The organism is Micromonospora sp. NPDC023737, assembly GCF_040639715.1.
Classification (GTDB): domain Bacteria; phylum Actinomycetota; class Actinomycetes; order Mycobacteriales; family Micromonosporaceae; genus Micromonospora.
The window spans coordinates 987198-1000366 of the sequence record NZ_JBFAAL010000001.1 but is presented as its reverse complement, the minus strand read 5'-3'; the positions used below and the strand labels follow the sequence as shown (position 1 = coordinate 1000366).

The 13169-nt window shown below is 72.0% G+C and carries 11 protein-coding genes and 1 pseudogene; 8 read left to right on the top strand and 4 right to left on the bottom strand.

Features of this window, described 5'->3' with window-relative positions:
* Window positions 1-70 precede the first annotated feature (70 nt).
* A complete protein-coding gene (locus AB0F98_RS04425; protein WP_357728432.1) occupies window positions 71-1348 on the bottom strand; it encodes a HAMP domain-containing sensor histidine kinase in 1278 nt (425 codons plus the stop codon).
* Window positions 1345-2037, bottom strand: a complete 693-nt coding sequence (locus tag AB0F98_RS04420; RefSeq protein WP_357728429.1) for a response regulator transcription factor — start codon at window positions 2035-2037, stop codon at window positions 1345-1347. Before AB0F98_RS04420 ends, AB0F98_RS04425 begins: the two co-directional genes overlap by 4 nt.
* 102 nt (window positions 2038-2139) lie before the next feature.
* Here AB0F98_RS04420 and AB0F98_RS04415 point away from each other — a divergent pair, with 102 nt between their 5' ends.
* From AB0F98_RS04415 to AB0F98_RS04405, 3 genes and pseudogenes are all read left to right on the top strand, one after another.
* On the top strand, window positions 2140-2595 hold the full coding sequence (locus tag AB0F98_RS04415) for a septum formation initiator (protein ID WP_357728426.1): 456 nt from the start codon (window positions 2140-2142) through the stop codon (window positions 2593-2595).
* 268 nt (window positions 2596-2863) lie between these two features.
* A pseudogene (locus tag AB0F98_RS04410) lies at window positions 2864-3239 on the top strand (cupin domain-containing protein).
* 52 nt (window positions 3240-3291) lie between these two features.
* Window positions 3292-5088, top strand: a complete 1797-nt coding sequence (locus AB0F98_RS04405) for a glycoside hydrolase family 15 protein (protein WP_357728423.1) — start codon at window positions 3292-3294, stop codon at window positions 5086-5088.
* A 24-nt stretch (window positions 5089-5112) separates the two neighbouring features.
* Here AB0F98_RS04405 and AB0F98_RS04400 read toward each other — a convergent pair whose 3' ends face one another.
* Both AB0F98_RS04400 and AB0F98_RS04395 read right to left on the bottom strand, forming a co-directional pair.
* Entirely contained in the window at window positions 5113-6303 is a 1191-nt protein-coding gene (locus AB0F98_RS04400; RefSeq protein ID WP_357728420.1) for a threonine synthase, read from the bottom strand.
* A gap of 14 nt (window positions 6304-6317) precedes the next feature.
* Window positions 6318-7379 carry a DNA polymerase ligase N-terminal domain-containing protein gene (locus AB0F98_RS04395; protein WP_357728417.1) on the bottom strand — a complete coding sequence of 354 codons (1062 nt, stop codon included), beginning with the start codon at window positions 7377-7379 and terminating at the stop codon, window positions 6318-6320.
* 95 nt (window positions 7380-7474) lie between these two features.
* Between AB0F98_RS04395 and AB0F98_RS04390 the strand changes: the two genes are divergently transcribed.
* From AB0F98_RS04390 to ctaD, 5 genes are all read left to right on the top strand, one after another.
* The gene (locus AB0F98_RS04390) at window positions 7475-8263 is read left to right on the top strand and encodes an aldo/keto reductase (RefSeq protein ID WP_357729086.1); all 789 of its coding nucleotides are present in this window, start codon (window positions 7475-7477) and stop codon (window positions 8261-8263) included.
* 140 nt (window positions 8264-8403) lie between these two features.
* Window positions 8404-8589 carry a hypothetical protein gene (locus AB0F98_RS04385; protein ID WP_357728414.1) on the top strand — a complete coding sequence of 62 codons (186 nt, stop codon included), beginning with the start codon at window positions 8404-8406 and terminating at the stop codon, window positions 8587-8589.
* Entirely contained in the window at window positions 8589-9551 is a 963-nt protein-coding gene (locus tag AB0F98_RS04380) for an N-acetylmuramoyl-L-alanine amidase (RefSeq protein WP_357728411.1), read from the top strand. Before AB0F98_RS04385 ends, AB0F98_RS04380 begins: the two co-directional genes overlap by 1 nt.
* A gap of 254 nt (window positions 9552-9805) precedes the next feature.
* Complete coding sequence (locus tag AB0F98_RS04375; RefSeq protein ID WP_357728408.1) at window positions 9806-10912, top strand: FAD-dependent monooxygenase; 1107 nt, start codon at window positions 9806-9808, stop codon at window positions 10910-10912.
* A 137-nt stretch (window positions 10913-11049) separates the two neighbouring features.
* Window positions 11050-12810, top strand: coding sequence for a cytochrome c oxidase subunit I (gene ctaD / locus AB0F98_RS04370; protein WP_357728405.1), 1761 nt, complete (start codon window positions 11050-11052; stop codon window positions 12808-12810).
* Window positions 12811-13169 lie beyond the last annotated feature (359 nt).

Here is a 13169-nt window from a genome sequence, read left to right as displayed (position 1 = left end):
CTCTCGGTTCCTACCAATGAGGATCGGTCCGGGGCGGATAGGGCGGCGCTGTCGGAAGACTAAGGCCGGGTTAAGCCGTCGGCGGACCCAGCCGGAGCAGCACCTCGGCCCCGCCGCCCGACGCCGTACCGAGTTCCAGCCGCCCGCCCGTGGCCTGCGCGGCCCGGCGAGCGATGTCCAGGCCGAGTCCCGTCGAGCCGGCAGGGCTCGCGCCCCGACGGGCCGCGTCAGCCGGCAGGCCGGGGCCCCCGTCGGCCACGGTCAGCACCACCTGCCCGTCGGCGACGGCCAGCCGCACCGTGAAAGGCGTGCCGTCCGGGGTGTGCGCGAAGACGTTGCCGAGCAGCGCGTCCACCGCGGCCGCCAGTTCGTCGGCGGGCACGCCCACCGGCAGCGGACCGGGCGCGAGGTCGAGCGTCACCGGCCGGCCGGTGTCCTCCGCGAGCACCGACCAGAACGCCACCCGCTCGCCGACGATCGCCGCCGCGTCCGAACCCGTCGGGCCGGCCGCCGGGGTGCGCCGCCAACGAGCCTGCCGGATGAGTCCGGTGACGGCCCGTTCGAGACCGTCCACCGCGGCGGTGATCCGCGACGCGTCGTCCGGGTCGCGCAGCGACTCCGCTTCGAGCCGTAGCGCGGTCAGCGGCGTACGCAGCCGGTGCGACAGGTCGGCGACCTGCTCGCGTTCCTGCAACAGCAGCACCTGGATCCGGCCGGCCAGATGGTTGAGCGCCCCGGCGACCTCCCGCAACTCGGGCGGTCCGGACGGGGTGACCCGGGCGTCGAGTTCGGCGTTGGCGAGCCGATGCGACACCGCCGAGAGGTCCCCGATCGGCCGGACGAGAGTGCGCGCCAGCCGGTCCGCGACCACCAGCCCGATGAGCACCAGGAGCAGGCCGAGCAGGGCGAGCACCAGCCAGGCGCGGGTCACCCCGTCGGTCAGCTCGTCCCGGGGCACCGCGACCCGGATCACCCCGGTGCCGTCGGTCCGGCCCTGCACGGCGATGACGACCTCCCGGCCGGAGGCCGACTCCCCGGTCAGGCTCTGCCCACGGGCGGCCAGCGCGACCGCCGGCGTACGAGGCACAGGCGTGCCGAGCACGGTGCCGTCGGGCAGGTACACGCTCACCGGCCGACCGGAGTCGGCGGCCAACTGCTCGACGGTCAGCCGGATGGTGGTCGCGTCGGCGGTGCCCACCACCGGGACCAGACTCTGCGCGTCGGCGGTGGCGCGTACGGTCGCGCGGTCCTCGGCGACGGTGCGCACCAGCAGCGCCAGCGGCACCAGGAAGGCGATCAGGATGAGCACGCTGACTGCGGCGACCATGAGCGCCAGCCGGGCCCTCATCCGGCAGCCCGCGGCGCTTCCAACCGCACCCCGACGCCCCGCACGGTGTGCAGGTAGCGCGGCTCCTGGGCGCTCTCACCCAGCTTGCGGCGCAGCCAGGACAGGTGCACGTCGACGGTCTTGTCGGCGCCGCCGTACGGGATCTGCCACACCTCGGTGAGCAGTTCACGCTTGGTCACCACCTGCCCGGGGTGGGCGGCGAGGTGGTGCAGCAGGTCGAACTCCCGTGGGGTCAGCTCGACAGGCGTTCCGTCCAGGGTGACCTGCCGGGACCGGGGATCGACGCGCAGCCCACCGACCACGAGCGCCGGTTCGGCTGTGCCGCCGCCGGGCGACCGGCGCAGCACCGCCCGGGCGCGGGCGTCCAACTGCGCCGCGGTGAACGGCTTGACCACGTAGTCGTCGGCACCGGCGTCGAGCACCCGGACGATCTCCGTCTCGTCGTCGCGGGCGGTGGCCACGATCACCGGCACGGAACTGACCGCGCGCAGCATCCGCAGCAGCTCGCGGCCGTCCAGATCAGGCAGTCCGAGATCGAGCACGACGAGGTCGGGCCGGTCCTCCAGCGCGTCGCGCAGCCCGGCCATCGCCGTCGAGGCGGCGGCCACCGCGTGCCCGCGCTCCCGCAGCGCCCGGATCAGCGGCGTACGGATGGCGAGGTCGTCCTCGATGAGCAGCAGGCGGGCCACGTCTGGCAGGCTAGCCGCTGCCGTCGCGTCGGGACGGATCGTTAACCGTCTCTTAGCGTCGCGCCGTGCCGCGGCCAACCTCCGGTCGGGCACACTCGCAGCATGCGTCGCCGTTGGCTCCTCGTCGCCGTCGGGTGGTTGGCCACCGCCGCCCTCGCCACCCTCATCGGCCTCGGCGCGATCCGGCTGGTCGGCGAAAGCCTCACCGGGACTCCCGGCGGGGTGCGCGGCGAGGACGAGATCGCTCGGGCGCTCGCCTCCGCCCCACCTGCACCGCCGCGGTCCGGCGCCCCCGCCACCTCGTCGCCGTCCGCGCCGTCGACGGGCGATTCGCCGGCCCGGCGCACCTTCACCACGGGCGGCGGCAGCGCGGTGGCCGAGTGCGCGCCCGAGGGAGTGCGGCTGGTCTCCTGGGCGCCGGCGCAGGGCTTCCGGGTGCGCGACGTCGACCGCGGGCCGGACGACGACGTCGAGGTCCGCTTCGAGGGGGGCGCCGGAGAGTACGAGCTGAAGGTGCGCTGCCTCGGCCGGGAGCCGGTCGCCGCCGAGGACGACTGACAGTCGACGCGCTGCCGGGCGGCCGCATCGGGCGCGGACGAGCGCACGGCGCCGCCCGACCCAGGTCGGAACGTCGCCGCGCTCTGGCCGTCTCCCACCACCGCAGCCGTTCGGCGGTACGACAGCGGGGACCTGGCTCAACCGACGGATCGCCGGTCTGGGAACCTCAATCCCCGGCCGCTGCGACTCCAAACCTCGATGAAGTGGCGAATTCCACCATCTGCGAGTCCCGGAGTGGCACGACGACCGAACGGGTATGGGCGTCGACATGGAGCATTTCACGATCGCGACCGTCGCCGAGAAGAGCCCCGACTTCCGTCGAGTGCTGTGGACCGGTGAGCACACCCAGCTGGTCATCATGACGATCCCGCCGGGCGGTGAGATCGGCGAAGAGGTACACGAGGGCATCGACCAGATCCTCACCTTCGTCAGCGGTACCGGTGAGGCCCGCGTGGCGGGCGAGAAGCGGGAGGTGACGCAGGGCGATCTTGTGGTCGTGCCGGCAGGTACGAAGCACAACTTCGTCAACACTGGTGCTCTACACCGTCTACGGCCCGCCGGAGCACGCCGACCAGGCGGTGCACCGCACGAAGGAGGAGGCGGACGCCGCGGAAGCCGCCGGCGACGACGAGCCACCGAACTGACGGAGCCGGGACGGGCTCGTTGGATCCCCCTCGATCCGGGTACCCCTGGCGAGTGGGTCAGCCGGCGATCTCCGACTACGGATTCCTCTCCGACTGCCGCTCGGGCGCACTGGTGAGCCGGGACGGCTCGGTCGACTGGTGGTGCCCGGACCGCTTCGACGGCTCCGCCGTCTTCGCCAGGGTGGTCGGACCGCAAGCCGGCCACTTCCGGCTGGCCCCGGTCGGCGCGGGCCGGCCCGGCCACCGGGTCGAGCGGGCCTACCACCCCGACACGCTGGTGCTGCGCACCGTGCACCACACCCCCGAGGGGAGCGTCGCGGTCACCGACGCGCTGGCCGCCGAGATCGGCGCTCGGGCGCATCAGCTCGGTATGAACTCCCCAGCCGTGCTGATGCGGGTGGTCGAGGGGTTGAGCGGCCGGGTCCGGATGGCGCTGGAGTACGTACCGCGCCCCGCACACGGCCTGCTCACCCCGTACCTGCACGACCAACCGGACGGCAGCGTGCTCGCCACCGCCGGCCCGGTCGTGCTGGTGCTGGGCACCAATGGGCTGCCGTTGCAGGCCGAACAGGACCGGGTGTACGAGGAGTTCGAGGTCTCCGACGGGCAGGTCGTCGGCTTCGACCTGGCGTACGGGGAGGCCTACGGAACGCCGCCGGTCCGGCTCGACCCGCTGATGGCCCTCGCCGAGACGATCCAGGCGTGGGAGGCGTACCGGGAGACGCACAAGTACCCCGGTCGGTACCCGGAGCTGGTCCGCCCCAGCGCCACCGTGCTGACGGGTCTCACGTACGCGCGCAGCGGCGCCGTCGCGGCGGCGGCGACGACCTCCCTGCCCGAGCAGTTGGGCGGCGAGCGCAACTACGACTACCGCTACTCCTGGCTGCGCGACTTCTCCATGACGCTGCGGGCGCTCTGGGTGGCGGCCTGCCCGCACGAGGCCTCCCGCCTCTTCGCCTGGGTGACCCGCTCGATCGGGCGCATCGGCGACAAGCCCGTGCCGGTGGTCTTCGGGCTCGAAGGCGAGCGTGACCTCACCGAGCACGAGTGCCCGCACCTGACGGGCTACGCCGGGGCCGGGCCGGTCCGGATCGGAAACGACGCCTGGTGCCAGCGGCAGCTCGACGTGCCGGGCGAGATCATGACCGCGGTCTGGCGGCTGCGCGACTACCTCGGCGAGACGTTCGACGAGCAACTGTGCGAAATGGTGCTGGGCCTGACCGAGCAGGTGGCGTCCACCTGGCGGCTGCCCGACCGGGGGATGTGGGAGACGCGCGACGAGGAGCGCCACTACCTGTCGTCGAAGGTGCTCTGCTGGGCAGCCATGGACCGGGCGGTGAAACTGGCCGACCGGCTCGGGGACCGGGCAGATCCACGGCGCTGGGCCTTGATCCGCGACGAGATCCGCGACACCGTGCTCCGCGAAGGCTGGGACGATCGGATCGGAGCGTTCACCGCCGCGTTCGGCTCCACCGAGCTGGACGCCTCGGCGCTCTTCCTGCCGGTGGTGCACTTCCTGCCGGCGAACGATCCGCGGATGAGGGCGACCATCTCCGTCATCGAGCGCGACCTGAGCACCGAGGGCGGCCTGATCCGGCGCTGGAACACCGACCCGGCCGGCTTCCTGCTCTGCTCGTTCTGGCTGGTCGAGTGTCTGGTGATGACCGGTGAGCACCGGCGGGCCGAGGAGCTCTTCGAGCGTGTCTCCGGGTACGCCAACGACGTCGGTCTGTTCAGCGAGCAGATCGACTTGATCACGGGGGCGCAGCTCGGCAACACCCCGCAGGCGTTGTCGCACATCGGCCAGATCAACGCGGCCTGGCGGTTGACCGACCCGAGCGCGTTCTGACCGGCCCCTACGCCTTCGTCGGCCTCACGCCAGCACCGGCACGCCGGAGACGTCCACCGTCTCCGGGTACTTCAGCCCCGCACCGGTGTTCAGCACCACCACCCGCTCGCCCGCCCGGATCCAGCCACCGGCGCGCAGTTGCCGGGCCGCGGTCAGGCAGGCTGCACCCTCCGGGCAGAGGAGCAGCCCTTCGCGGGCGGCGAAGGCCCGCAGGTCGGTCAGGATCTCCTCGTCGGACACGGCGACGGCCGTACCGGAGCTCTCCCGCAGCGCGGTCAGGATCAGCTCGTCGCCGAGCGGTGCCGGCACCGTGATGCCGAACGCGACAGTTCGCGCGTCCGCCCACGGTTCGGCGCGCTCCTCGCCGGCCGCGAACGCCCGCACGATGGGCGCGCAGCCGGTGGACTGCACCGCCACCAGCCGGGGCAGCCGGTCGGAGATCCAGCCCAGCTCGCGCAGCTCGTGCAACGCCTTGTGGATGCCGATCAGACCGACACCACCGCCGGTCGGATAGATGATCACGTCGGGCACCTGCCAGCCGAGCTGCTCGACGATCTCGTACCCCATGGTCTTCTTGCCCTCGAGCCGGTACGGCTCGCGCAGCGTGCCGGCGTCGAAGATCGCGCCGCCGGAGTCGCCGACGAGCTGCGCCACCCGGCGGCCGGCGTCGCTGATCAGACCGTCGATCAGGCGCAGGTCGGCGCCGGCGGCCACGCACTCGCGCCGGCAGATGGTGGGGGCGTCGAGTGGCATGACGATGGTCGCGCCCATCCCGGCCCGGGCCGCGTAGGTGGCCCAGGCCGCGCCGGCGTTGCCGTTGGTAGGCATGGCGATGCGCTGCACGCCCAGCTCGCGGGCCCGGCTGATACCGACCGCAGCGCCGCGGGCCTTGAACGAGCCGGTGGGGATGAGACCCTCGTCCTTGACGATGAGGTCGGTGACGCCGATCTCCGCGCCGTAGCTGGGGGCGCGCAGCAGCGGTGTCCAGCCCTCACCGAGGCTGGTGACGTGCCGCGGGTCGGCGACCGGCAACACCTCCCGGTAACGCCACAGGTCGGCGGGACGCAGCGGGAACTGTTCGGGGGTGACCGCGCGGGCCACGGCGGCGAGGTCGTACCGGGCCAGCAGGGGCGAGCCGCAGTCGCAGAGGTTCTGTGGCCGGTCCGCCGGATGCTCCTTGCCGCAGCGCGGGCACTCCAGGTGGGTCAGATACACGTCGCTCCTCGCCGTCAGGTCGCGTCGATGCTCAACCAGCGTCGGCTGCGTCGCCCCGTCTCGTAACCCGAGTCGAGTCGCTTCGCCACCACCCCGGGGAGCCCCTGCTCTCGGCTGGTGCGCAGGGCCTCGGCGCCGGTACCAGGGAACCACGGCGGAGTCTGCCAGTGCGCGCCCGCGAGCGCCAGACCGTCGAGCAGCTCGCGGCGTTGGGCGTACGGCAGATCGAGACAGGTCACGCCCTCCAGCCAGAGCAGGTCGACCAGGAGGTACTGGGCGCCGGCGGGAACTCGGCTGCCGGAGGTGGGCGGGGCCGGGCGCACCCGGCCGCCGCCGTCGATGCGGACCAGGAGGCCGTCCAGCACCGCCTCGGTCGGCGCCATCGCCTCGGCGAGATCGCGCAGCCAGGAGTACCCGCCGGTGATCTCCTCGTCGGTCTCGGAGAGCAACCGCAGCCGCCCGCCCGACACGTAGGCGATCGCGCGGGTTCCGTCCCAACGCAGCTCGTACCCCCATTCGGTCCGGTCCCGGGGGAGGCGGGCGGCGGGAGTGGGATGCATCGGGCGGACCAGCTCGGGCATGCTCGTCCAGCCCTCCGGTGCCGGGTCCATCCGCCGGATCATCCAATCCCGGCCCTCCTTGCCTCCGGTGGCGAAGAGGGCGTACCGCCCGGACGTCCGTTCCCCGTCGAGCACCACGATGACCTCGTCGTCGCGCCACTTCTCGCGGCGGTAGGTCCCGCGGTCGTGGATCGTCATCGTGCCGCCGCCGTACTCGCCGGCCGGGATCTCCCCGTGGAAGTCGAGGTACTCCATCGGGTGGTCCTCGGTGTGCACGGCGAGGTGGTTACGACCCGGGTCCCGGGGCAGGCCACGCGGTACCGCCCAGGACGCGAGCACTCCGTCGTGCTCCAGCCGTAGGTCCCAGTGCAGGCTGCGCGCGTGGTGCTGCTGGACGACGAAGCGGCCGGTCTCGTCGTCGCCCCGCCGCCGGCCGCGCGGTTTCTTCTCCGGCACCGGCTCAGGGGTGCGGGCCGCGTCCCTCCGGCGTCGATACTCGTCAAGCCGGTCCGTCACATCCCGCATTCTCCGGCAACCCGGGGGTCTCCGCCGGGCGGAGCGGCGCGTTGTTTCGCTCGCACGGCGGGGCGATGACGGGTAGAACGGTCGTCATGGACCACGACGACCAGCCCACCGTCCTGCTGCCGGGCGAGGTGCGGATGCCCCTGCTCGGCTTCGGCACCTGGCGGGCCACCGGGAAGGCCGGCTACGACGCCGTACTGGCCGCGCTCGACGCCGGCTACCGGCACATCGACACCGCGACCGTGTACGGCAACGAGAAGGAGGTCGGCCAGGCGGTGCGGGAGAGCGACCTGCGCCGGGAGGACCTCTTCATCACGACCAAGCTGCCGCCGGACCGGGTGGGCCGGGAGCGCGAGACGCTGGAGGCGAGCCTGCGGGCGCTCGGCACCGACCACGTGGACCTGTGGCTGATCCACTGGCCGCCGTCCTCGCCCGGCGACAGCATCCCGCTCTGGCGGGAGCTCCTCGCCGCCAGGGAGGAGAACCTGGTCCGGGCGGTCGGGGTGAGCAACTACAACACCTCCCAGATCGACGAGCTCATCCAGGCCACCGAGGAGAACCCGGCGGTCAACCAGATCCGGTGGAGTCCGTTCCTGTACGACCGGCAGCGGCACGCCGAGCATCGGGACCGTGGCGTCGTGCTGGAGGGGTACAGCCCGCTCGACACCAGCGACCTCTCCCACCCGGTGTTGGCCCGGATCGCCGCCGCGCACGACGTCTCGCCGGCGCAGGTGGTGCTCCGCTGGCACATCGACCACGAGATCGTGGTGATCCCGAAGAGCGTGACGCCGGAGCGGATCCAGGCCAACGCCGACGTGTTCCGTTTCTCGCTCACCGCCGAGGAGATGCGTGAGCTGGACGCGCTCGGTTCGGCCTGATCGCTCGCCAATTTCCTTCAGCCGCACCGCAGGCATTGAAGGGTATCGACACGTACGTACCTGGGGCGGTAGCGTGCCGCCATCACGTACGTCGATGCGTTGTGACCCCCTCCGCCCGCCGGACCAGCTGAAGGAGCCTCATGGTCACGTCTCGATCCCTCCGTCTGCGGCGCCGCGGCCTGCTCGGCGTCCCGGCGTTGGTGGCCGCCGCGCTCACCGCGGTCGTCGCCCGGCCGGGCGCGGCGGCCGCCGCCCCCGCGGCGGCCCCCGCCCCGGCCGCCGCACCGAAGGCCGAGTGCCTCGCCGACCTGCTCGGCGGTGCCTGATGGCAACCATTCCCTGGCTCGTGGACGTGCTCCGGTCCGCCGGCGTCCAGGTCGTCGTCGAAGGGGACTGGCTCAACCGGATGCGTCCCGGCAGCTTCGACCCGATCGGCGTGCTCTGGCACCACACCGCCTCCACCTCCAGCGCCACCAACCCGCACCCGGCTTTGAACATCTGCATCAACGGCCGGCCAGACCTGGCCGGCCCGCTCTGCCAGGCCCTCGTCGACTACCACGGCGTCTTCCACGTCATCTCCGCCGGCCGCTGCAACCATGCCGGTGTCAGCCGGGGCAGCGGGCCGATCCCGGCCGGCGACGGCAACACGCTGATGATCGGGTGGGAGATCGACTACAACGGGGTCGACCAGGAGATGACGGCGGCGCAGTACAGCGCCTCGATCGCCGCGACCGCCGCCGTGCTCACCCGGCTGGGCAAGGACGCCAGCTACGCCCGGGGCCACCGCGAGACGAGCACCACCGGCAAGATCGACCCGTCCTTCATCGACCTGAACGTGATGCGCGGCGACGTCGCCGCGAAGATGGCCGGCGGCACCGCCTGGTCGTCCATCGTGGACAACTCGACCGCCGGACGGTTCACCGCGAGCGCGAACTGGGGTGTCTCCTCGTACTCCGGGCAGCGCTACGGCGCCGACTACCGGTACGCCGACCCGGTCGCCGCGAGCGATCCGGCCTGGTACAGGTTCAACGTCCCGGCGGCCGGCAACTACCGGGTCGACGCCTGGTGGCCGGCCAACGCCGGCTACAACAGTGCCGCGCCGTACATCGTCGCCACGGCCAGCGGAAACCGCACAGTCACCGTCGACCAGCGCACCACCGGTGGTCAGTGGCGGACCCTCGGGACGTTCGCCCTGCCGGCCGGTGACACCAACCGCGTGGCGGTGAGCCGGTGGAGCTCGGCATCCGGTCTGGTCATCGCCGACGCCGTGCGCCTCACCCGCGTCTGACCCGGATCGGCCGTCCGAGTACTGACCCGCGTCCTCGCGGGCCGGGGGGACAGTCCGAACCTGCGGAAGGCCCGCCGTTCTCAACCGGATCGCGCGACCGGGAGCCGGACGGACGCACTGGTGGTCGTCCGGGTAACCGGCGGGAACGGAGAAGAGCGCATCGAGGGGACCGATTGACTCTGGTGTGCGGCGATTGCGCCGAGTAGTGTCTTGCCTCCAACGCGTGCCGAACCCCTCCGGAGGCGTGTACCACCATGGGTGGCTCTCCCCTGCGCATCCTCGTCGTCGGCGCGGGCATTGCCGGCCTCGCCGTCGCCCGGGCGCTGCGGTTGGCAGGCTTCCGCCCCGACGTGACCGAGAAGTTGCCGCCGGGGGAGTCCCACGAAGCGGGTCTCTACCTTCCCGGCAATGCCGCCCGGGCCCTGCGCCGGCTGGACCTGCACGACCCGGTGCGGCGGCTCGGACACGTCGTCCACCGGCAGCGCTTCCTGGACGCCGCCGGCGAGCCGCTCTGCGAGGTCGACCTCGACACGCTCTGGGCCGGGGTCGGCGAGTGCCGCGCCCTGCCCCGGGCCGAACTGCACCGGGTGCTGCTCACCGGCGCCGGTGGAGCGGTGCGGCACGGCGCCGAGGTGCAGACCCTCGACCTGCTGCCCGCCGGGGTCGGGGTGACCTTCGCCGACGGCACCAGCGCCGAATACGACCTCGTCATCGGCGCCGACGGGCCGCGCTCGTCGGTACGTACGCTGGCGGCGCTCGGCGGCCCGCCCCGCCTCGCCGGTCATGTGGTCTACCGCACGGTGCTGCGCGACGCCCCGCCCATCACCGAGTGGACCGCGCTGCTCGGACAGCGCTCCGGTTTCCTGATGGTGCCGATCGGCGCGGGGCGGTTGCACTGCTACGCCGACGAGGCCGGCACCGAACCACCCGCCGACCCGGTGGCCCGGCTACGGGAGGTCTTCGGCTCGTACGGCGGCCCGGTGTCCGAGGTGCTCGACGCGGTGCAGTGGGTGAACGTGGGTGTCACCGACGAGGTGGAACTCGGGCGCTGGCACCGCGGACGGGTGTTGCTCGTCGGCGACGCCGCGCACGCCACCGCGCCGACGCTCTCCCAGGGAGCCGCGATGGCCCTGGAGGACGCCGTCGTGCTCGCCGAGTCGTTGACGGCCGCGGGCGACGTCGAGGCAGCCTTGATGGCGTACGAGAGTCGCCGGCGCCCGCGTACCCGATGGGTGCGGGATCGCACCCGCGACCGCAACCGGACCCGCGACGTCCCGCCGGCCCTGCGCGACCCGCTGCTGCGCGGCCGGGGTGGCCGAATCTTCGGTGAGCACTACCGGTTGCTGCTGGGTCCGCTCTGAGCCGTCCGGCGCGGCCGATGATCGTAGCTGGCCACCCCACGCGGCGCTGCCACCTGCCGGGGACTATCCTCCTTGCGGATGACGGCTCGCCAGTTCAGCGCGCGCCGAGCGGGACAACCGAGAACCGGAGGCCACTCGTGACCACCGTCGCACCCAAGCCGGTCGTGACCCGGCCCTGGCCGGTCCGAGAACCGGTCAAGGGGTCGGCCATCGCGCGGCTGCTGCGGACCACGGACGCGAAGCAGATCGGGATCATGTACATGGTCACCGCGTTCGCGTTCTTCATGATCGGTGGCCTGATGGCCTTGATCATGCGGGCCGAGTTGGCCCGGCCGGGGCTGCAGTTCCTGTCGCCGGAGCAGTACAACCAGCTCTTCACCATGCACGGCACGATCATGTTGCTGTTCTTCGCGACGCCGATCGTGTTCGCCTTCGCCAACTACATCGTGCCGATCCAGATCGGCGCGCCCGACGTCTCCTTCCCGCGGCTGAACAGCTTCGCCTACTGGCTGTACCTGTTCGGCGGGACGATCGCGACCGCCGGCTTCCTCAGCCCGGGTGGCGCCGCCGACTTCGGCTGGTTCGCCTACGCCCCGCTGAGCAGCGTGGAGCACTCCCCGGGCGTCGGCGCCAACATGTGGGTCATGGGTCTGGCCATCTCCGGTCTGGGCACCATCCTCGGCGCGGTCAACATGATCACCACGGTGCTGACCCTGCGGGCGCCCGGCATGACCATGTTCCGGATGCCGATCTTCACGTGGAACATCCTGGTCACCAGCCTCCTGGTGATCCTGGTCTTCCCGCTGCTCGCCGCCGCGCTCTTCGCGCTCGCCGCGGACCGGCTGATCGGTGCCCACGTGTTCGACCCGGCAACCGGCGGGCCGATGCTCTGGCAGCACCTCTTCTGGTTCTTCGGCCACCCCGAGGTGTACGTCGTCGCGCTGCCGTTCTTCGGCATCATCAGCGAGATCATCCCGGTCTTCTCCCGCAAGCCGATCTTCGGCTACAAGGGCCTGGTGGCCGCGACCCTCTCCATCGCCGCGCTGTCGATGAGCGTGTGGGCGCACCACATGTTCGCCACCGGCCAGGTGCTGCTGCCGTTCTTCAGCTTCCTGAGCTTCCTGATCGCGGTGCCCACCGGTATGAAGTTCTTCAACTGGATCGGCACCATGTGGCGCGGCCAGGTGAGCTTCGAGACCCCGATGCTCTGGTCGATCGGCTTCCTGGTGACGTTCCTCTTCGGTGGCCTCACCGGTGTGCTGCTGGCCAGCCCGCCACTGGACTACCACGTCTCCGACTCGTACTTCGTGGTGGCGCACTTCCACTACGTGCTCTTCGGCACCATCGTGTTCGCCGTCTTCGCCGGCATCTACTTCTGGTTCCCGAAGATGTTCGGCCGGATGCTCGACGAGCGGCTCGGGAAGGTGCACTTCTGGCTCACCCTGGTCGGCTTCCACACCACGTTCCTGGTGCAGCACTGGCTCGGTAACGAGGGCATGCCCCGTCGGTACGCCGACTACCTGCCCGGCGACGGCTTCACCACGCTCAACACGATCTCCACGATCGGTGCCTTCATCACCGGTATCTCGACGCTTCCGTTCATCTACAACTGCTGGAAGTCGTACAAGACCGGCCCGGTGGTCGAGGTCAACGACCCGTGGGGTCACGGCAACTCGTTGGAGTGGGCCACCAGCTCCCCGCCGCCGCTGCGGAACTTCGACCGGATGCCGCGAATCCGCTCCGAGCGGCCGGCGTTCGACATGAAGTTCCCGGAGCTGGCCGCCGGCGGCCAGAGCCTGGCCGGGCCGCCGGAGGGTGGTGCCAAGCCGCTGACCAGCGAGTCGGACGGTGGGGCCCGCTACACCGAGGACACCACCACCAACATCGACCGGGCCTGACCGCTCAGATCCACGGCACCCACGACGGGCGCCGCCCCCGGACCACCCGGGAGCGGCGCCCGTCGCCGTTTCCGTCCCGCCCTCGCTCGGGCCTGTCCCGCCCTGGCGCGCCTTGCCTTGGCGTGCCTCACCCGGGCCTGCCTTGCCCCTTGCGTGCCGCGCTCGGGCGTGCCGTGCCCTTGCGTGCCGCGGTCGGGCCGCCCTCGCTCCGCCGTGCCGTGCCGTGCCGTGGCGTGCCGCGCTCGGGCCGCCCTCGCTCCGCCGTGCCGTGCCCTGGCGTGCCGCGCTCGGCCATGACACTTGATCAACTCGACTTCAGGGAAGTCGGGGCGTCATCGCCACCGGGACAGCCCGACTTC

Coding starts and splice junctions, on each gene's coding strand:
- AB0F98_RS04425 (WP_357728432.1), bottom strand. CDS start 1,348: ATGAGGGCCCGGCTGGCGCTCATGGTCGCCGCAGTCAGCGTGCTCATC.
- AB0F98_RS04415 (WP_357728426.1), top strand. CDS start 2,140: ATGCGTCGCCGTTGGCTCCTCGTCGCCGTCGGGTGGTTGGCCACCGCC.
- AB0F98_RS04390 (WP_357729086.1), top strand. CDS start 7,475: ATGGACCACGACGACCAGCCCACCGTCCTGCTGCCGGGCGAGGTGCGG.
- AB0F98_RS04385 (WP_357728414.1), top strand. CDS start 8,404: ATGGTCACGTCTCGATCCCTCCGTCTGCGGCGCCGCGGCCTGCTCGGC.
- AB0F98_RS04380 (WP_357728411.1), top strand. CDS start 8,589: ATGGCAACCATTCCCTGGCTCGTGGACGTGCTCCGGTCCGCCGGCGTC.
- AB0F98_RS04375 (WP_357728408.1), top strand. CDS start 9,806: ATGGGTGGCTCTCCCCTGCGCATCCTCGTCGTCGGCGCGGGCATTGCC.